Source organism: Pseudomonas sp. GL_117, from assembly GCF_057835125.1.
Genome location: NZ_CM174418.1, coordinates 2,555,189 through 2,575,362, shown reverse-complemented (window position 1 = coordinate 2,575,362; position 20,174 = coordinate 2,555,189). Strand labels below are relative to the sequence as shown.

The following is a 20,174-nucleotide window of genomic DNA, read 5'->3' as shown; positions in this document are numbered from 1 at the left end:
GAACGCGAGCGCGGGCCTAGAGCCCGCGCTTTTTCAGCCACTGCAAGAAGCCCTTCTTCACCGGCACCACGGGCGTTTCCTGGGTCAGGGCCTGCGCCGCGTGCAGGCGGAAATCCAACAGCGCTTTCATCGCCTCGCTGATGTCATGGCGCGCATCCAGGCACGGCTTGAGGTATTCCTTCTCGATGCGGTACAGGGTGCAGAAGGTCTTCGCCGAAAAGTCCGCCAGCGCCGCCTGATCCGACAGGATTCCCGCCTCGCCAATCGCCTCGCCCGGCCCCATGCGCCCGGCTTCGAACTTGTGCCCCCCCTTGGTCAACATCACCGAGACCACGCCGGACTCGATGATGAACAGATGATCACTGACCTCCCCTGCCGCCAGAATCATTTCGCCGGTGAGATAGGTGTGCAGGGTCATGTTCTGGCTGAAGGTGTCTTTTTCTTCCTGGCGCAGAGTCGAGAAAATCGACGAACGCTCCAACAGCGCCCGCGCCGCCGATGCAGTGGCTGGCGTGCTGCTTTCGGTGGCGGACAACAGGCTCACACCCGCCGATTGCAGGTGACGGAAAGCCAGGTCGTAAAGCTGGTTGCGTACCTCGCGCTTGAGGCTCATGGCCGGCACAAAGCCGCTGATTTCATACTCCACGCCCGCGCTGCCGCTGGTTTTGAACGCCACGCTGGGCGCCGGATTCGCCAGCAACGGCCGGCAGCCTTGCATCGCCCGCTCCAGGGCCTCGATCACCGTTTGCGGGCGTGCATGGGGGCTGACTTGCAGGCTGACCGCCAGGCCGAACATATCCGCCGGGCGCGAAAAGTTGATGATCTTGGCCTTGGCCGCCAGGGAATTGGGGATCACCGCCAGGCTGCCCTGGGAGGTTTGCAGGCGCGTGGCACGCCAGTCGATGTCGGTGACACGGCCCTCGGTGCCGTCGATGGAGATCCAGTCATCCAGCTGGTAAGGCTTGGTGGTATTGAGCACGATCCCGGAAAACACGTCGCTCAAAGTACTTTGCAGCGCCAGGCCGACAATGATCGCCACTGCACCCGAGGTGGCCAGCACGCCCTTGACCGGCAGGTCGAGCACGTAGGCCAGGGCGGCGATGATCGCGATCAGGAAAATCACCGCACCGAGCAAATCCTGCAACAACCGCCCGGTGTGACCGACCCGCTGCATCATCAACGCGCCGAGCAACACCGTCAGCGTACGCGCCGCAAACAGCCACCAGCCGATCTGCAAGGCCGTCGCGGCCATGTGCAGTGCGGTGTTGTCGGCGTAGGGCGCAACCAGCATGGGGTTCATGCCATCGTTGAACAGCACGGCGCTGAACACCGCAAAAATCACCAGCCGAGCGGCGAGCTTCCAGTTGGCGAGGTCGGCGGAGATAAGACGCCAGACGGCGATGTCGATAAAGATCAGCCCCAGGGCACAGAGCATGGGGTGATCGGAGATAAATGAGGGCATCCAGGCGACTCCAGGGCGAATGGCGAGAAGATCGCATGAAATCGAGATGTGGGGTATAGCGCGGGGAAAAATGTGGGGCTAGGGTGCGACGTACCGACTTAGCCGTCCGATCATTGGACACTCAAGGCTGCAAGCACATGAGCGACTTATAAAAGGTCTCATATTAGATACAGGAGCGATCTTTCGGAAAGTTCTGAAACTTGCTTCACTCTCGCAAACCTACCCAAACCATCCAGCAAATAGTTATAGCCGTATCCGTTGCCAAAAATTAATTACACCAGAAATGGACTACACATCTTTAGGAAGCTCAAGGTTTGATGCCAGTCAAACTTTGGATGAATCTGAAAACAAACAGGAGAGTAATACCCATCAGACAAACAGAGAGCTCATGATGACCAAGACAACAATTGAGGTCACAATTATAGGCGCGGGCCATATGGGAAGCGCCATTGCACTTGGTTTGAAACGTTCAAGCCTTGACATATCGATAACGACTATTGACCCTGATGCTGCACGCAGGGATGAAATGACTAAAATGGGTGTCAACACAGTAGAAGACCTGCCAAAACTTCTAAAGTCAGATTGTATAATCCTCGCAATTGCGCCTCAATCGTTCAAAGCGCTTTCAAAAAAATATCGAAGCTTGAGAAAATTGACGGTGCAATAATATCAGTCATGGCCGGCATATCCACGCCCGAGCTCGCGGCCCAGCTCAATACAGTACAAGTCTGAAGAGCCATTCCGAACCTCCCATGCGCCATCAACCAAGGCTTGACCGCACTGACGTTCGCCCCTGAAGCAACAGAGAAAACCATCCGGATGGCCGAGGTGATTTTTTCAAGCCTAGGGAAAGTCATGATGATAAAGGACGAAGCACTCATTGACTCCGCGACGGCTTTGATTGGCGGAGGCCCTGCATATATTTCCTATTTTGCGGCGGCCCTTATTGAGTATGCTGTTTTTGCCGGATTCAATAAAGAACAAGGTACTTCCATGACAATTCAGTCACTGCGGGGAACTACATCTCTTCTTGAAGCCAATCAATCACCACCAATGACACTTTGTGAAAAAGTCACAACACCTGAAGGAACAACAATACAGGCGATAAATTTCTTTAACCATCAGAAACTTCGAGAAATTATTGTCTGCGGGTTAAAACAGGCTAGAGAGCGCTCAACAGCACTAGGCCGAGGAGACTGAAAATGCAAGGATTGATTGATCACGGAATAGCGAGCTACCACCTAACCCACGAACCCCCGAGCACATTGAAAAGCACATATAAATTATACTTCGGCCTAGGTCAAAGTTTGATACTGACTGATACCCCCGACGTTTTCAAAGTAAGTTTGGCAGGTGTCAGACTGGGCCATTACCTGGTGCAGTCATTGAGCTCTGGAGCACTCAATAGCAGTTTTTTGGATATGGGTACAGGGAGCGGTGTTCATGCGTTATTGGTACGCCAACTTGGCAATAAAGACATCACGGCCAGCGACATTTCCGCGAGATCAATTGAACAGGCAAAAATCAACGAACATTTAAACTTCAAGGACAGTAAAATATCTTTTTTTGCAAGCGACCTTTTCGCCAACCTCCCTGAAAGACAATACCAAACGATCGTATTCAACCCCCCCGGTTGGCGAACGCCCTCCCGCTCACTCGTTCAACGGTTGGAAACAAAAAATCAGACCGCACAATTGCCGATCCACGCGATGTTCTACGGTGACGCGGTCATCATGCGTTTCCTTGAAGATCTCCCGAGACATCTAGAGCCTACGGGAACAGCGATCGTCGGTCTCAACTCGCTGATGGGGATACGTGATGTATTAGAACGATACAACCGCAGACATAACAACAACCCGCCTCTACTGCACAAACTTGTTGAGCGCCACACACTCCCACTTAACCACTACTCGAATCAGTGGCAAACACTAAGTGAACACTTGAAAAAAGAATTCGAAAACTGGGAAAGGCAAAACAAGGCCGCGTATTCCATTGACAACAACGGAAATATCTTTTGGTCATATGAAATCATTCAATTTACTCATAACCCGAAACACCCATCATGAACTCGCCACAAGAAAACATTAATCGTCAAGTACTACCGATCACTCTATCGGTGCTCGCAAACCTCATCCTAGGATCATCATCACTTTACTGGCGAGCGCTTGGCGACGTAACCCCCACAACTTTAGTCGCTTACAGAATAATACTCTCCGCATTTATCCTCAGTATTTGTATTTTAGTTTTTCGCCCCCCTCACCCGCTAAAGATCTTGAGGCCAAGAACAGTTCTTCGACATTTCTTTGCGTCACTCTTCATTGCCGCAAACTGGGCCACATTTATCTGGTCATCTATCAATGGATATATTCTGGAAACGGGGCTTGGCTATTTACTGGCTCCTTTCATTTCAATCGCACTAGGCATCGTAATTTATCGAGAGCCGATCAGCATACAAAAAACAGCATCCCTCCTGACCACACTTGGCTGCATCGCACTGTTTATTTCACTAACAGAAAATATAAACCACTCGACCTACCTATTGATAGCCATAACATGGGGACTTTATACATACATAAAAAAATCCACCCCACTAACCGCTGCAAATGGATTATTTATTGAAACCGTGCTTTTAACACTCTGCTTACCGCCAGCTTTTTTACTTTTCAATCTTACTATTCCATACCCCCACGAACTCCCCCCACAGTCATCAAATATAATCTGGCTGGCTGGCGCTGTTTCCACAGTTCCCCTATTCATGTTTTCTTACGCCACTGGAAAAATACCACTTTCACTCACTGGCGCTCTGCAACTCACACTACCACTTACACTCATAACGATATCACTCACTTCCGAAAAACAAAACATGCCGACAACCTCCCTGATTACTCTAATCACGACAATAATTATTCTCGGGGCACTTATCACATACGACACAATAGCCTCCCGACAACCAAAAAAGAGGAGCCGCACGTGAAACACATGCTTGATTTAATCGTTGTGGGACTTGGAACAATGGGCGCAGCCACTCTGTGGAGAGCCGCGCCAAAATGCACTAGCGTTCTAGGCATTGACGCTTCTGGCCCCACACATCGTTACGGTTCCTCACAAGGGGGGTCAAGAATCTTCCGACGCGCTTACTGGGAGGGCGAAAAATACCTCCCGCTACTTAATCATGCCAACTTGCTTTGGCACGAACTAGAAAAGCAGATAGGGCACCAAATTCTATTTGATACAGGAGGAGTTTTCATTGGCCCGACCTCTAGCAGCGTCGTGGCCGGAAGTATAAAAACTGAAATTCAAGGAAATATTGAGCACGAGATTTGGACATCATCAACAGCTAGGGCGCGCTTACCTGCATTTGATTTTCAGAACAACATCCGCGTGGTATACGAACCGGGTGCGTATGCGATTTCAGCTAGCGACGCTAGACTGGGGATGTTGAACGAAGCCGTAAGACAGGGCGCGATGATTGAATTTGGTGACAGCGTCGTAAAAATCGAAAATCATGATGCCGGCATACGAGTAACAACAAAAAACGGACGCACACATCATGCAAAATCGATAGTTTTAACTACGGGACCATGGATCAACAACAACTTTCTGCCGGAGCTCAACAATCGCATTGAACCACGTCGAATTCCGGTTTATTGGTTCAAGCCAAACATGGGCTTTGAGAAGCTATTCTCTAAAGAACACTTCCCTGTCTTCCTCTATGAACGTAACGACGGAGCTATTCTCTACGGTGTCCCTTCTATCATCAGTAATGAGCCCGGTGTAAAAATCGGCTTTCACAATCGACAACAAGACCCAGCCATTCTTGACTGGAAGAATGTTCCAGTCCAGCAGCAGTATATAGCCGAGATCTCCGATGTTGTTAAAACCCTATTCCCGAAACTTGAGCATTTGCCAGCACAAGCAAAGAACTGCTTCTATACAATGAGCCAGGATGAGTCTTTTCTGATCGGAAACTCTAAAACACTGACGGCAACTTATTTCGCGTCTGCCTGCTCAGGACATGGATATAAATTCGCACCATCAATCGGCGATGCGTTGGCCAACATGGCTGTCGGCCAACAACCCTGTCTTTCTCTATCAGAGTTCTCATCCGATCGTTTCAACATCGCATAACTTTTGAACGCTGATTAAGGGGCTGCCCTTTTAGCATGGACTTGCCCACAACAGTTATGCGATAGGTTATCAGCCCTACATCCGCCCAAACCGACCCGAGTGGAAATCCTCAAACGCCTGATGAATTTCCTGCTCAGTATTCATCACAAACGGGCCATGCCCCACGATCGGTTCGTCAATCGGTTCTCCACTGAGCAGTAACACCTTGGCATCGTCATTGGCCTCCAGGCTGATTTGGCGGCCATCGCGCTCAAACAATACCAACTGCCCCTGGCGTGCGACGTTTTCGCCGTTGACCAGCACCGTACCGCGCAGGATCACCAGCGCGCTGTTACGCCCGACGTGCAGGTCCAGGGTCACTGGTTTACCTGCATTGAGGCGCAAGTCCCACACATCAATCGGCGTAAAGGTCCGCGCCGGGCCTTTGGCCCCGGCGAATTCCCCGGCGATCAAGCGCAGTTGCCCGGCGTCATCCGCCAATGGCAGTAGCGGAATATCCGTGTCGACGATGGTCTGGTAACCCGCGTCGGCCATTTTGTCCTTGGCGGGCAAGTTGACCCACAGTTGCACCATCTCCAGCGCGCCGCCTTTACGGGCGAAGGCTTCGGAGTGGAATTCTTCGTGGATGATGCCTTTGGCGGCCGTCATCCATTGCACATCGCCCGGGCCGATGATGCCGCCAGCGCCGGTGGAGTCGCGGTGTTCGACTTCGCCGTCGTAGACGATGGTCACGGTTTCGAAGCCGCGATGGGGGTGTTGGCCTACGCCGCGACGCTCAGTGGTCGGGGTGAAATCCGCCGGGCCAGCGTGGTCCAGCAACAGGAATGGGCTGATGTGTTTGCCCAGGTTGTCGTAGGAAAACAGCGTGCGCACCGGAAAACCGTCGCCGACCCAATGGCCGCGTGGACTGGTGTAGATGCCGATGAGTTTTTTCATGGTGTTCCTCCAAAGTGGATACACCTTAAATCCGGTAGCAATTGAGCGCTAGACGGCAAAAACAACCTTTACTGTCCTACTGGCGGAACGATAACCCCACTCTCACAGAGGACTGGACCAATTAATATTTCGAGCATAATATTTATCGAAATATTACGCCCGTAATTTACAGCGATAATCCCCCGGAGCCCGCCATGAACTCTCCTCCCCTGCGCCCTCTCACCGCCCTGGCCCTGCTGATCGTTCTCAGCGGCTGCAACAGCCAGGCCGACACTGCCGCCCAAGTTCCCCAGCCCCGTCCGGTGCTCGCGGCCCAAGTCGAAGCCGCCAGCACTCAGCAAAGCGCCTACACCGGCGTGGTCGCCGCGCGGACGGAAAGCGATCTGGGCTTCCGGGTCAGCGGCAAGGTCATCGAGCGCAAAGTCGATCCCGGCCAACACGTGTCCCGTGGCGACACCCTGCTGGTGCTGGACATCGGCGACTTCGAACTGGCCCTGCGCTCGGCCAGGAACCGCGTCAACGCCGCCCAGGCCCAACTGCGCCAACGCCGTGACGATGCCAACCGCTACCAGCGCCTGGCCACCACTGGCGCGGTGTCGCGGCAGATCTTCGACCAAGCGGCAACCAACCTGCGCGTCGCCGAAGCCGAGTTGGCGTCGGCCCAATCCGACGCCAGCCAGATCGAGAACCGCCGCACCTACTCCGTGCTCAAGGCCGATGGCGACGGCATCCTCACCGACGTGCGGGTCGACCGCGGCCAAGTGGTCGCCGAAGGTCAGATCGTCGCACGCCTGGCCCATGACGGCGCCCGTGAAGCCATCGTCAACCTGCCGGAAAACAGGCGTGACCAAGCCTCCCAGCACGCCCTGGCGTTCCCCTTCGGCGCGCCGGACCAGGCGGTCACCGCCACCCTGCGCGAGCTGTCCGCGAGTGCCGACCCGGCCACCCGCACCTACCGCGCCCGCTACGTGCTGCATGGCACCGTCGATCGTTTCGCCCTCGGCTCGACGATCACCCTGCGCCTGCAAGGCAACGACCAGGCCGTGCAAACCCGCGTGCCCATCGGCGCCTTGCACGACGCCGGGCAAGGCACCGGCGTGTGGCTGATCGGCGCGGACGACAGCGTCAGCTTCGCCCCGGTCAACGTTGTCAGTCTCGGCCAGGAAGACGCCCTGCTCGACAGTGGCGTGGCCCCCGGCCAACTCATCGTCGCCCTCGGCGCCCACCTGCTGCACAGCGGTGATGCGGTGCGCCTGCTACCCGCCCAGGCACTGGCCCTCAACCGCAAAAGGGACCACTGAGCATGCGCGGCATCAACCTCTCCGAACTGGCGGTCAAACACCGGGCCGTCACGCTGTTCCTGATCCTGGCGATTCTGGCCGCGGGGATCTTCTCGTTCGGCAAACTGGGTCGCGCCGAAGACCCATCGTTTACCGTCAAGGTCATGACCATCACCGCCGCCTGGCCGGGCGCCACTGCCGCGGAAATGCAGGAACAAGTCGCCGACCGCCTGGAAAAACGCCTGCAGGAACTCGACTACTACGACCGCGTCGAGACCATCGCCCAGCCGGGCTTTGTGTCAATGCGCATGACCTTCAAAGAGTCCACCCGCCCCGGCGAGATCCAGGACCTCTTCTACCAAACCCGCAAAAAGCTCAGCGACGAAGCCGCGAAGCTGCCCAAGGGCGTGATCGGCCCGTTGTTCAACGACGAATATTCCGACGTGTACTTCGCTTTGTACGCACTGGAAGCCGAACACCTGCCTCACCGGCAACAGGTGCAAATGGCTGAAGAACTGCGCCAGGGTTTGCTCAATCTGCCGGGGGTGAAGAAGGTCAATATTCTCGGCGAACAAGCGCAGCGGGTATTTGTCGAGTTTTCCTACGAGCGCCTGGCAACCCTGGGCATCAAACCGGATCAGATTTTTACCGCACTGGCCGCGCAAAACGCCGTGGCGCCGTCGGGGTTTGTCGAGACCGCCGGTGCGCGGGCCTACATCCGTATCGACGGCGCCTTCGACAGCCTGGCGCTGATCGAAAACGTGCCGCTGGAAGTCAACGGCCGCGTGCTGCGCATCGCCGATGTGGCCACCGTCAGCCGCGGCTACGAAGACCCGCCCAGCTACCGCATCCGCCACCAGGGCGACCCAGCGCTGATGCTCGGCGTGATCATGGAAAAACACTGGAACGGCCTGGAACTGGACAAGAGCCTCAAGGCCCAGGAAGCCAGAATCCAGGCAGACCTGCCCTTGGGCGTCAACTTCGCGAAAGTCTCCGACCAGGCAAAAAACATCAGCCTGGCGGTCAACGAATTCATGCTGAAATTCTTCGTCGCCCTGGCCGTGGTGATGCTGATCAGCCTGCTGGCGCTGGGCTTTCGCGTGGGTCTGGTGGTGGCCGCCGCGGTGCCGCTGACCCTGTCGGTGGTGTTTGTGATCATGCTGCTCACCGGCCGCGAATTTGATCGCATCACCCTTGGCGCGCTGATCATTTCCCTGGGCCTGCTGGTGGACGACGCGATCATCGCCATCGAAATGATGGTGGTGAAACTCGAAGAGGGCTTCGACCGGATCCACGCCGCAACCTTTGCCTGGAGCTCCACCGCCGCGCCGATGTTGACCGGTACATTGGTGACGATCATCGGCTTTCTGCCCGTGGGTTTTGCCCGCTCCGGCGCCGGGGAATACGCCGGCAACATCTTCTGGATCGTCGGTTTTGCATTGATTTCATCCTGGCTGGTGGCGGTGGTGTTCACCCCCTATCTGGGCGTGAAACTGCTGCCGAACATCACACCGGTACCCGGCGGGCACGACGCCATTTATGCCGGACGTTATTACCAGCGGCTGCGCGATTTGGTCGAGCGCTGCGTACGACATCGCTGGCTGGTCACTGGTCTGGTGGTGACGGCCTTTGTGTTGTGCGGGCTGGGCATGGGCGCGGTGAAAAAACAGTTCTTCCCCAACTCCGACCGCTCCGAACTGATCCTGGAGGTGTACATGCCGCCCGGCAGCGCATTCAAAAGCACCGAAGCGGTGGCCGCACAGCTGGAAAAAGCCCTGTTGCAAGAACCGCAAACCCGCCTGGTTGACACTTACGTGGGCGGCGGTGCGCCAAGGTTCTTTCTGTCACTGAACCCGGAATTGCCTGACGCGGCATTTGCCAAGTTGATCGTACAGACGGCGGATTCCCATGCGCGTGATGCTTTGAAGCTACGCATGCGCGAGCGAATTGCGGCGGGCGAATTCCCTTCCGCCCGCGTTCGCGTGACGCAATTGCTGTTTGGCCCGCCGGTGCCGTTCCCGGTGGTGTTTCGTGTTTCCGGTCCCAACGTGGAGGTACTGCGCAGCGTGTCCGAAGACGTGCGCAAAGTCGTCGCGACCAACAAACTGACTAAAGACGCCTTCCTCGATTGGGGCGAGCGCAGCAGTGGCTACCGCCTGGTGCTCGATCAAGACCGTCTGCGCCTGCTGGGTTTCACCCCGAACGAGGTCAAGTCCCAGCTCAACGCCCTGCTCAGCGGCAACCCGATCACCGAAGTGCGCGAAGGCAACCGCACCGTGTCCGTGGTTGCCCGCGCCCAAGGCAGCCAGCGCGAAAACCTTGGCAACCTCAGCAACATGACGCTCACCAACAGCGCCGGCACCGCCGTGCCGCTGGCCCAGGTCGGGCATTTCCAGGCGGTGATGGAAGAGCCGATCCTCAAACGCCGCAACCGCATCACCACTGTCGAAGTTCGCGCCGACATCATTGACGGCGTACAACCGCCCGACGTGGAAATGGCCGTTTACAAAGACCTGCAACCGTTGATCGCCCAACTGCCCGCCGGTTACCACATCGACATCGGTGGCCCGGTGGAAGAAAGCGCCAAGGCCAACGTCGCCCTGGCCGCACTGTTCCCGATCATGATCCTGCTGACCCTCACCGTGATCATGTTCCAGGTGCGCTCGTTCGGCGTGATGTTCATGGTCTTCGCCACCGCACCGCTGGGCTTGATTGGCGCGGTGCCGACCTTGTTGCTGTTCAACCAGCCGTTCGGGTTCAACGCGATTCTGGGGCTGATCGGGATTGGCGGGATCTTGATGCGTAACACGTTGATCTTCACCGACCAGATTCGCCAGAACCAGCAACACGGTATGGCGATCCGCGAGGCGATTGTCGAAGCCACGGTACGCCGTGCACGGCCGGTGATCCTCACCGCGCTGGCGGCGGCATTGGCGTTTATCCCGCTGACGTTGTCGGTGTTCTGGTCGTCCCTGGCCTACGTGCTGATCGGCGGGGTGCTGGTGGGTACCCTGTTGACGCTGTTGTTCCTGCCAGCGCTGTGCAGCCTGGTGCTGGGACGACAGAAGACGCCAGTTGTCGAAACGTCCCACGCTAGCGCCGGATAAGCTCTACTCCCCCGCCCTGAAATCCTCTGCAAAGTCCCTCGCCTGATTTCACAGTGCGAGGGATTGCAGATGGAGTTTCATGTTGTAAGGGCCGTTTCGTGAACCCGGCCATTGGCAGGCTGGCCCTGACCCCAATGGATGCGAAGACGGTCGATGTCGAGGCCGTCCTACACGATTTTCGCAAATGCCTGAACACCTTTGACGACTGGGCTGAAAGCTTCTGGAGCTTTTCGGCGCTGGAGGTCGAGCAGGTGTTCAAGGTCGGTGATGAAGTGGCGCTGGTTGCGCCGGCCAACCGCTCCATCATTCCCAGCAGCACCCTCGCCACATGCCAGGCCAACGGCACGTTGACCCTGGTGCACCTGTTCCAGAGCACACGGTTCGTGCCCATCGGCAATACGCCGGTGATGCTGCAACGCGTTGATCCCAATGGCGGCCCACTGGGCGAGCCGATTCACAAGACCATCGGCCCCAGCGGCATCCTCGAAATCACCGAGTGTGAGCGCAACCAGCAGTATCGGCTCAGTTTCTATCCCAATATTTCCAAGGATCACCTCAAGGCGCTGTATGCGTCCTACCAGGACGTGATCCACGACCTGGAAGCGCGCCTGCGCGAAGCGTGGACCAACACATTCGAAGCCCAGTGGAAGAACTACACGGATGCCAGCCCGCTTGCACGCCGCCGGCTGGAAGAAACGGCGTTTCTGACTGGCATGGGCAAGGCGCTTTACAACCTGTGGGACAACATCCCACAGCTGTACGAGCTATTGGCCGACCTCAAGCCCAACAGCGAAAAACTGCTGCAATACCTCTCCCAAACTGAACTCGACGACCTGCTGGCACTGGGCCAAGACCGCATTGCCAAGGGTTTGCTGGTGCTCAGCGATGAACCACTGCTGTTCATCTACCTGTCGGCGATGGTCAGTTGGATGCGCCTGCTGCCGCCGCAAGAGATGAGCGAACTGATGGGCGAAATCACCAGCGAGGTGCTCATCGCCCTGCTGCTGATCCGGGTCGCCGGTGTGATGGGCGTTGTGGTGCGCCTGGGTGTTCAGGTACTCGGGCATGTCAAGTCTGGCCGGGCGCGCCAGTGGCTGGAGTTTTTGGCCAAGCAATTGGCAGGATCGAAGCTGGATACGCATGTCGAGGCAGCCAAGCCGGTGTTGCTGGGCAGTCCTGCGACGCCGATTTCGGGGGTGCCGAGTGCGCAGTTGAAGGCCGGGACCGAGCTGGTCTCCAACCCGGTGACGGCGGTGCGGAGCAAGTCCAGGCAGCACACGACGTTGGTGCGACAGGAACCTGTCGATGATGTGCCCGCTGCGGGCAAGAACCCCAACGGCGATGCCGCTGCGGCTGCGGATAAAACCGCGACCCATGGCTGCCCGGTGTCGATGGTCACCGGCGAAGAGTTGCTGACCCTCACAGACGGTGTGCTGGACGGGGTGTTGTCGTTCGAGTGGACGCGGCTGTATCGCACCAGTGCCGTGGAAATGGACTGCGGGCTGGGGTTTGGCTGGAGTCATGCGCTGGCCCACCGGCTGGTGGTTTCCGGTGATTCGGTGGTGTGGACCGATCATGAAAACCGCTCGACGCTGTTGCCCTTGCCGACGGCCTCTCGGCCCGCGATCACCAATAGCCTGGCCGAAGCGGCCATTTATTTGGGTGATTTGCCCGGTGAATTGGTACTGGCCCAGGCCTCACGTTTCTACCACTTTCAAGACGGTTTGCTGACAGCCATCAGCGATGCGTATGACAACCGGCTGCGCATTTGCCGGGATGTGCTGGGGCGCATCGAGCGGCTGGACAACGGTGTCGGGCGTTCGCTGCTTTTGCGCTACGCCTCGCACCGCATTGTTGCGGTGGACTACCAGATTCAGCGCGCCGAGGGGGCTGGCCCCTACGTTTGGGTGACAGAGTACAGCGTTGTCTCCTACGCCTATGACGACATCGGCCGATTGGTTTCGGCGACCAACGCCGTAGGCGAAAGCGAGGCTTATCGCTACGACGACAACCACGTCATTCTTGAACGTGGCCTGGCCGGTGGGGCGAGTTTCTTCTGGGCGTGGGAACGTTCCGGCAAGGCGGCGCGCTGTGTCCGGCATTGGGCGAGCTTTTCCCAGATGGACACGCGCTATGCCTGGGACGACGACGGCCGCGTCACGCTGTTCAACGCCGATGGCAGCCAGGAGGTTTACGTCCACGACGGGCGTGCACGGCTGGTGCAGCGGGTCGATCCGGAGGGCGCAACGCACTACAAATCCTACGACGACAAGGGCCGCCTGACGGTCGAGCAGGACCCGCTCGGCGCGGTGACGGCCTATCAATATGACGACGCCGGACGCCTGGTCGCGGTGTTTCCCGGGGATGATCAACCGACTTCCTACGAGCATGACAACGGCTTCGTACGGGTAGTCCGGCGTGGCGAAGCGGTCTGGAAGTACGAGCGTAACGATCAGGGCGACGTCACCCGCCGGACTGATCCTGACGGCCATGTCACGGACTACAGCTACAACAAACATGGGCAACTGACGGGGGTTTGGTATCCCGATAACAGCTGCCATCGGCTGGTGTGGAACGAGCGTGGGCAGCGGGTTGAGGAACAGTTGCCGAACGGCGGCATCAAGCGCTATCGCTATGACGACGTAGGCCGCCTGGTCTCCCGCGAGGATGAACATGGCGCGCTGACCGGGTATCAGTGGGACAGCGTGGGTCGGATGATTCGCGTGGTACTGCCGGACGGCGCCACCCGCGAATACAGCTACAACGCCTACGGAAAAGTCACCGCCGAGTGCGATGAACTGGGGCACGTCACCCGCTATGAATATGCGGATGGCCTGCACCTGATCAGCCGGCGGATCAACGCCGATGGCAGCCAGGTCAAGTACCGCTACGACAACACCCGGTTGCTGCTGACCGCGATCGAAAACGAAGCCGGTGAAACCTATGGGTTGCAGTACTACCCCAACGGCCTGATCCAGCAGGAAATCGGCTTTGACGGCCAGCGCACGACGTATGCCTACGACCTCAACGGCAACCTGCAAGAAAAGACCGAACACGGCGATGACGGTAGTCAGCTGATCACCCGTTACGAGCGCGACTTCGCCGGACGCCTCGTACGAAAAACCCTGCCCGACGGCGGTGTTGTGGATTACGCCTACGACCCCCAAGGCAACCTGCTTAGCGTCGACGACGGGCACTGGGCGCTGGCCTACGAATACGACGCACAAAACCGACTCACTGCCGAACACCAAGGCTGGGGCACCTTGCGCTATGCCTACGATGCCTGCGGCCACTTGCACCACCTGCGCCTGCCGGACAACAACCGGGTGGTGTTCAACCGTGCCAAGGGGGGACACCTCGCCACCGTCGATTTGAATGGTGAAACGCTGACCTCACACCTGTTCAAATCCGGCCAGGAACGTCAACGCCAGCAAGGCCAACTGCTAAGTCACTACCACTACGACGACCAGCAACGGCTGCATGCCCACACCGTCACCCAACAGCAGAACCACCTCTACCGGCGGCAGTACGACTACGACAAATCCGGCAACCTGAACCGCGTTCTCGACACCCGCAAAGGCGAACACCACTACAGCTACGACCCACTCAATCGCCTCACCCGCGCCGACCATTCCCAGGACCACCAGGAACGTTTCGTACACGACCCGGCCGGCAACCTGCTCATGCAAAACCGCACCGGCCCGGACGTGGTGGCAGGCAATCGCTTGATGATCCAGGGGGATCGGCATTACGACTATGACGCGTTTGGCAATTTGATCCGTGAGCGTCGGGGCAAGGGGCAGCAGCTTGTCACCGAGTATCGCTACGACTGTCAGCATCGATTAATCAGCGTCACAGCCCCCAACGGGCAAAGCGCCAGTTACCGCTACGACCCGTTTGGCCGACGCATCAGCAAAACCGTTGAAGGCGTGACAACGGAGTTCTTCTGGCAAGGCGACAAACTGATCGCCGAACACCATGCGGAGCGGCATCGCAGCTACCTCTACGAACCGGACAGTTTTCGCCCGCTGGCCCTGCTGGAAGGTTTCGGTCCTACAAAAACCAAGCCTTACCACTACCAACTGGACCACCTTGGAACACCCCAAGAACTGACAAGCGCCGACGGCGAAATCGTCTGGTCTGCGCACTACCGTGCCTACGGGGAAATAGCCCGTCTCGATGTGGGAATAATCGATAATCCGCTGCGTTTCCAGGGCCAATATTTCGACGCGGAAAGCGGGCTGCACTACAACCGGCATCGCTACTACAATCCGGATATTGGGCGTTATCTGACGCCGGACCCGGTGAAGCTGGCAGGTGGGATCAATGGGTATCGGTATGTGCCCAATCCTACGGGGTGGGTGGATCCGTTAGGGTTGAGCACATGCCCTGGAGGAGATGGCTGCGAGCCAAGCACTACAACTCATCCCCCTACAGAAAGGGTCGATCACGGTGAACCTGCATTACCGCAATTGACACGGGAACAACGACAGGCACGAATAGAAGATCTAACAGAAGCTAACGCAAAACGTCGTGTGTTGGAGTTAGAAAAAAAATATGACATGCACACTGTCGCCAAACACGGTAAAGAGATACCGAGTGCATCAATGAAAAAACGGTCGATAGATGGAACGAACCCAGCCACTGGAAAAAAAGGGAAAATCAGTTCCAGCTCTCAGTTCAAGAGTTGGAAAATACAACTCCACACACTCAACAAAGCCATTAATAGAATGCAAGGTAGCAACCCTTCATATACAGGATATGACTCTTTCGGCAATCCGACGATAAGAATGGAAGTACCAGGCGCAGGACACGGATATAAGCCAAACAAGAAAGACAAATACAACCCCAAATACATCGAACACATGGATCACGTCGAAGTAAGATTTGATAAAGATGATATAACTCGCCCATTCACTGCTTTCCCATATTGAGTCTAACATGTTGAAATCGCCATTCAGAGATACACCTTTTACGCCAAAGCTCTCTTACATCCTGGCTGCACTATCAATATATGACCTTGAAGAAACCAAAGGTGAAGCACTATGGAAACATGACCCAAACAACACTGAAGACAGGGAAAAAATAATAACCGACTTTATTCTCAAGGAGCTTATGTACCTGTCGTACAGACACCGCTATGTATTAATTTCGATGTTAAAAAGCGCCTTAACCACTCAAGACTTCGACTTCGCCAAAGAGTTCGAAAGTGATCACGACAAGTACGAAACAATGGCCTGGGACGAAACCGAAATAGACGACCCCCGAGGCTTCTTCGCCGACATCTACCGAATCGCCAACGAAGTCTGGAAAGACGACCTCCAAAAAGCCAGCCAAGAAGACCCATCAACTTGGTAACACCACCAAACCTGTAGTGAGCGAGCTTGCTCGCGCCGGGCCGCGCAGCGGCCCCCACCCAGGCAACGCGTTTACTCAACCCGGTCCGGACTGTCCTTGTTGGGGCTGCTTCGCAGCCCAGCGTGAGCAAGCTCGCTCACTACCATTACTCGTTAGCCGGTCCCGAGTGGGTGTTCCTCAATGAGATATTTAGAAACAGAAACTGATGCAGCCTTAGAAACTTATCCATTGAGAAAAAAAGCTCAACACCAGTGAGTTGAAGGTGCTGACTTCCGCCCTTTGCTAAGTTTTCTTTGAGGCTGAAAACCGCTTCCTCTAAAAGGAACCTAGACTTCGCAAACATTGTATGCCGTTGAAGAGTAGAACTCCCGCGGCTCGAGCAATGTAGTAGCCCTCCCAGGCAAGACGGCTGTACTTGGTGTATCGCCATTGTCTGCCTGGGCCTACTGGAAACTACTTCAGGGCCAATACTACGACGCGGAAAGCGGGCTGCACTACAACCGGCATCGCTACTACAATCCGGATATTGGGCGTTATTTGACGCCGGACCCGGTGAAGCTGGCGGGTGGGATTAATGGGTATCGGTATGTGCCCAATCCTACGGGGTGGGTGGATCCGTTAGGGTTGAGCACGTGTCCGGGGGCTGACGACTGCAAGCCCACTACGAAAGAACAAGATTCTCTTCATGCCACAAAAGTTGATCTGGGTGAACCAGCAGTCCCACAACCCAGTGTTACACCACGACAAGCCCGAATTGAAGAATTAACCGAGGCAAATGCAAAGCGTAGAATATTGGAACACGAGAAAAAGTACGACATGCACATGGCAGGTAAACACGGTCCAGAAGTGAGTGAAGCTAAGCTGAGACAACGGTCAATAGACGGAGAAGACCCAATCACAGGTAGAGTTCCGATGAGAAGAGGGGGGGGGTCCGAGTTCGCAATTTAAAAGTTGGAAGCTTCAACTACAGGCATGGACGAAGGCAACATCAAGGGAAGAAAGAGGACTGCCTCGCTACACAGGCATTGACAACAACACAAACGATATTGTCCGCATAGAACTTCCGGGCGCCGGCCGCGGCTATAGGCCGAACAGAAGAGACGAAAGCAATCCACTTTTTGATCCATCAATGAATGGTGCAGAAATGAAGTTCCGAGAGGATGGCACGCCCTTCACCCTATTCCCAATTAAGGAGTAAAAAATGTTATTCCACCCACATTCCAAACACATTCCTTTCGATGCAAACTTATATTACTTCGTAGGAATATTTGACATTTACGACCGAGAAGAAACCAAGGGCGTAGAGCTGCACCAATATGATCCTAACGATAAAAAAGATAGAGAAACCCTCATCGTAAAATACTGCCTGGACCCCTACAACAAGCTTTCTTATCGGCACAGATATAAGCTAGTAGAAAATTTATCGTTAGCTCTAAACACCGACAATTTCGATTTCCATTCTTTCTTTGAAAATGACCCAGAAGAACATTCAACTATGGCCTGGGACGAAACCGAAATAGCCGACCCCCGAGGCTTCTTCGCCGACATCTACCGACTCGCCAACGAAGTCTGGAAAGACGACCTCCAAAAAGCCAGCCAAGAAGACCCATCAACCTGGTAACACCACCAAACCCTGTAGTGAGCGAGCTTGCTCGCGCCGGGCCGCGCAGCGGCCCCACCCCAGGCAACGCGTTTATTCAACCCGGTCCGGACTGTCCTTGTTGGGGCTGCTTCGCAGCCCAGTGCGAGCAAGCTCGCTCACTACCATTACCCGTTAGCCGGTCCCGAGTGGGTGTTCCTCAATGAGATATTTAGAAACAGAAACTGATGCAGCCTTAGAAAACTTATCCATTGAGAAAAAAGCTCAACACCAGTGAGTTGAAGGTGCTGACTTCCGCCCTTTGCTAAGTTTTCTTTGAGGCTGAAAACTGCTTCCTCTAAAGGGAACCTAAACTTCGCAAACATTGTATGCAGTTGAAGAGTAGAACTCCCGCGGATCGAGCAATGTAGTAGCCCTCCCAGGCGAGACGGCTGTACTTGGTGTATCGCCATTGTCTGCCTGGGCCTACTGGAAACTACGACGACCAGCAGCGGCTGCGTGCCCACACCGTCACCCAACTGCAAAACCACCTCTATCAGCGCCAATACGATTACGACAAATCCGGCAACCTGAACCGCGTCCTCGACACCCGCAAAGGCGAACACTACTACAGCTACGACCCACTCAATCGCCCACCCGAGCCGACCATTCCCAGGACCGCCAGGAACGTTTCGTACACGAGCCGGCCGGCAACCTGATCCGTGAGCGTCGCGGCAAGGGTCAGCAGCTTGTCACCGAGTACCGCTACGACTGTCAGCATCGGTTAATCAGCGTCATCACCGCCAACGGGCCAAGCGCCAGCTGCCGCTATGACCCGTTTGGCCGACGCATCAGCAAAACCGTTGAAGGCGTGACAACGGAGTTCTTCTGGCAAGGCGACAAACTGATCGCCGAGCACCAGGCGGAGCGCCATCGCAGCTACCTCTACGAGCCGGACAGTTTTCGCCCGCTGGCCCTGCTGGAAGGCTTCGGTCCTACAAAAACCAAGTCCTACCACTACCAACTGGACCACCTCGGCACACCCCAGGAACTGACAAACCCCGACGGTGGAATCGTCTGGTCCGCGCACTACCGCGCCTACGGCGAAATCACCCGTCTCGATGTGGGAATAATCGACAACCCGCTGCATTTTTAAGGCAAATATTTCGACGCGGAAAGCGGGATGCACTACAACCGGCATCGCTACTACAATCCGGATATTGGGCGTTATCTGACGCCGGACCCGGTGAAGCTGGCGGGTGGGATCAATGGGTATCGGTATGTGCCCAATCCTATGGGGTGGGTGGATCCGTTAGGGTTGAGCTGTAAAAGCACAAACTGCCCTGAGGGCCCTTACAGCGCAATAGTTCCAGGTGGAGGTCTAGCAGCACACGAGGCAGCGGGAGGGCACCTGATGAAAAAGCACGTTGGAAGAACTGACCAACAACTTGAGGATCGTTTGAAGCATGAACCAAATGTACCCACAGCCTCGACCTTTTCAGATCGAGCAACAGCAGAGTCCGCAATATCAAAAGTACTCGACAATAACCAATCCAAAATAAATAGCTTCCTTAAGAGCAAAGATAACCAAGTAGTGATTATTGAAAAGACCGCAGAACCGATAGGGACCAGTTGGAAACGAGGAGCGAGTTCAACAGTTCCTGGTACAGAAATTTATCTTATTATCCGAAGAGACAAAAAAATGCCTACCAGTTACAGAATTCATACTGGATACCCGAACCCATGAATCAAGACTACCCCGAATTGCAGCAGCTCCTGGCCGGTTACTTTAACCAAGACTGGGTTGAAGAGCACAAAAATGCTGACGACGTGATTTATTTTTTTATTTCTGAAGTATCGACAGCAACGCTCACAAAGGTACAGTTAGAACTCACCAAACTCATATTGACCGTCCAAACAGAACAAGAACTCCAAAATCTGCTATTTACAAAGATAGGGTGCGGATACTATTACCCTAATGAATGGAGCAACGGGAAAAAATGGCTGAGGCATTTATCTTCAATACTAAAAAAATCAATAACCAATCAAAACCATATTTAAGGTAAGTCGGCATCGTTTGTTGTGGGGCTGCTACGCAGCCTATCCGAGTCCCACAGGTCGAACTGCCTAAGCAGAACAATCCCAGGGAGCCAAAACTCACCACTACAATCCGGATATTGAGCGTTATTTGACGCCGGACCCGGTGAAGTTGGCGGGTGGGATCAATGGGTATCGGTATGTGCCCAATCCTACGGGGTGGGTGGATCCGTTAGGGTTGAGCACGTGTCCGGGCGGCGATGGATGCAAACCAAAAGATCACGTCG

General features: G+C 55.6%; 13 protein-coding genes and 3 pseudogenes. 14 read left to right on the top strand and 2 right to left on the bottom strand.

What is annotated here, in order from left to right; translation table 11 throughout:
* Window positions 1–16 precede the first annotated feature (16 nt).
* Window positions 17–1,462 (bottom strand): mechanosensitive ion channel domain-containing protein, encoded by a 1,446-nt coding sequence (locus tag AC3ISR_RS11565; RefSeq protein WP_463983996.1) that lies wholly within the window; start codon window positions 1,460–1,462, stop codon window positions 17–19.
* A 388-nt stretch (window positions 1,463–1,850) separates the two neighbouring features.
* Between AC3ISR_RS11565 and AC3ISR_RS11560 the strand changes: the two genes are divergently transcribed.
* The 5 genes from AC3ISR_RS11560 (at window position 1,851) to solA (ending at window position 5,590) form a co-directional block, all read left to right on the top strand.
* Window positions 1,851–2,129: a pyrroline-5-carboxylate reductase family protein gene (locus AC3ISR_RS11560; protein ID WP_489324760.1), complete on the top strand. Its 279-nt coding sequence runs from the start codon at window positions 1,851–1,853 to the stop codon at window positions 2,127–2,129.
* A 104-nt stretch (window positions 2,130–2,233) separates the two neighbouring features.
* Window positions 2,234–2,662, top strand: a complete 429-nt coding sequence (locus AC3ISR_RS11555) for a pyrroline-5-carboxylate reductase family protein (RefSeq protein WP_463983998.1) — start codon at window positions 2,234–2,236, stop codon at window positions 2,660–2,662.
* A gap of 2 nt (window positions 2,663–2,664) precedes the next feature.
* Window positions 2,665–3,528: a methyltransferase gene (locus AC3ISR_RS11550; protein ID WP_489324759.1), complete on the top strand. Its 864-nt coding sequence runs from the start codon at window positions 2,665–2,667 to the stop codon at window positions 3,526–3,528.
* A complete protein-coding gene (locus tag AC3ISR_RS11545; protein WP_463984000.1) occupies window positions 3,525–4,436 on the top strand; it encodes an EamA family transporter in 912 nt (303 codons plus the stop codon). Before AC3ISR_RS11550 ends, AC3ISR_RS11545 begins: the two co-directional genes overlap by 4 nt.
* A 5-nt stretch (window positions 4,437–4,441) precedes the next feature.
* A complete protein-coding gene (solA, locus tag AC3ISR_RS11540) occupies window positions 4,442–5,590 on the top strand; it encodes an N-methyl-L-tryptophan oxidase (protein WP_463984003.1) in 1,149 nt (382 codons plus the stop codon).
* 75 nt (window positions 5,591–5,665) lie between these two features.
* Here solA and AC3ISR_RS11535 read toward each other — a convergent pair whose 3' ends face one another.
* On the bottom strand, window positions 5,666–6,526 hold the full coding sequence (locus tag AC3ISR_RS11535; RefSeq protein ID WP_463984001.1) for a pirin family protein: 861 nt from the start codon (window positions 6,524–6,526) through the stop codon (window positions 5,666–5,668).
* Between the two features lie 194 nt (window positions 6,527–6,720).
* Here AC3ISR_RS11535 and AC3ISR_RS11530 point away from each other — a divergent pair, with 194 nt between their 5' ends.
* The 9 genes and pseudogenes from AC3ISR_RS11530 to AC3ISR_RS11490 form a co-directional block, all read left to right on the top strand.
* Complete coding sequence (locus tag AC3ISR_RS11530) at window positions 6,721–7,827, top strand: efflux RND transporter periplasmic adaptor subunit (protein WP_463984002.1); 1,107 nt, start codon at window positions 6,721–6,723, stop codon at window positions 7,825–7,827.
* 2 nt (window positions 7,828–7,829) lie between these two features.
* On the top strand, window positions 7,830–10,913 hold the full coding sequence (locus AC3ISR_RS11525; RefSeq protein WP_192299768.1) for an efflux RND transporter permease subunit: 3,084 nt from the start codon (window positions 7,830–7,832) through the stop codon (window positions 10,911–10,913).
* Between the two features lie 134 nt (window positions 10,914–11,047).
* Window positions 11,048–15,847 carry an RHS repeat-associated core domain-containing protein gene (locus AC3ISR_RS11520; protein ID WP_489324841.1) on the top strand — a complete coding sequence of 1,600 codons (4,800 nt, stop codon included), beginning with the start codon at window positions 11,048–11,050 and terminating at the stop codon, window positions 15,845–15,847.
* A gap of 7 nt (window positions 15,848–15,854) precedes the next feature.
* Window positions 15,855–16,271, top strand: coding sequence for a hypothetical protein (locus AC3ISR_RS11515; protein ID WP_463984967.1), 417 nt, complete (start codon window positions 15,855–15,857; stop codon window positions 16,269–16,271).
* 459 nt (window positions 16,272–16,730) lie between these two features.
* Window positions 16,731–17,219: pseudogene (locus AC3ISR_RS11510) on the top strand (RHS repeat-associated core domain-containing protein); the annotation flags it as partial.
* A 253-nt stretch (window positions 17,220–17,472) separates the two neighbouring features.
* Window positions 17,473–17,892 carry a hypothetical protein gene (locus AC3ISR_RS11505; RefSeq protein WP_463984966.1) on the top strand — a complete coding sequence of 140 codons (420 nt, stop codon included), beginning with the start codon at window positions 17,473–17,475 and terminating at the stop codon, window positions 17,890–17,892.
* Window positions 17,893–18,344: 452 nt separating this feature from the next.
* Window positions 18,345–19,597 (top strand): annotated as a pseudogene (locus AC3ISR_RS11500) (RNase A-like domain-containing protein); the annotation flags it as partial.
* Entirely contained in the window at window positions 19,594–19,911 is a 318-nt protein-coding gene (locus AC3ISR_RS11495; RefSeq protein WP_463984965.1) for a contact-dependent growth inhibition system immunity protein, read from the top strand. The pseudogene AC3ISR_RS11500 and the gene AC3ISR_RS11495, both read left to right, overlap by 4 nt.
* Window positions 19,912–20,011: 100 nt before the next feature.
* Window positions 20,012–20,152, top strand: a pseudogene (locus AC3ISR_RS11490) (RHS repeat-associated core domain-containing protein); the annotation flags it as partial.
* Window positions 20,153–20,174: the final 22 nt, after the last annotated feature.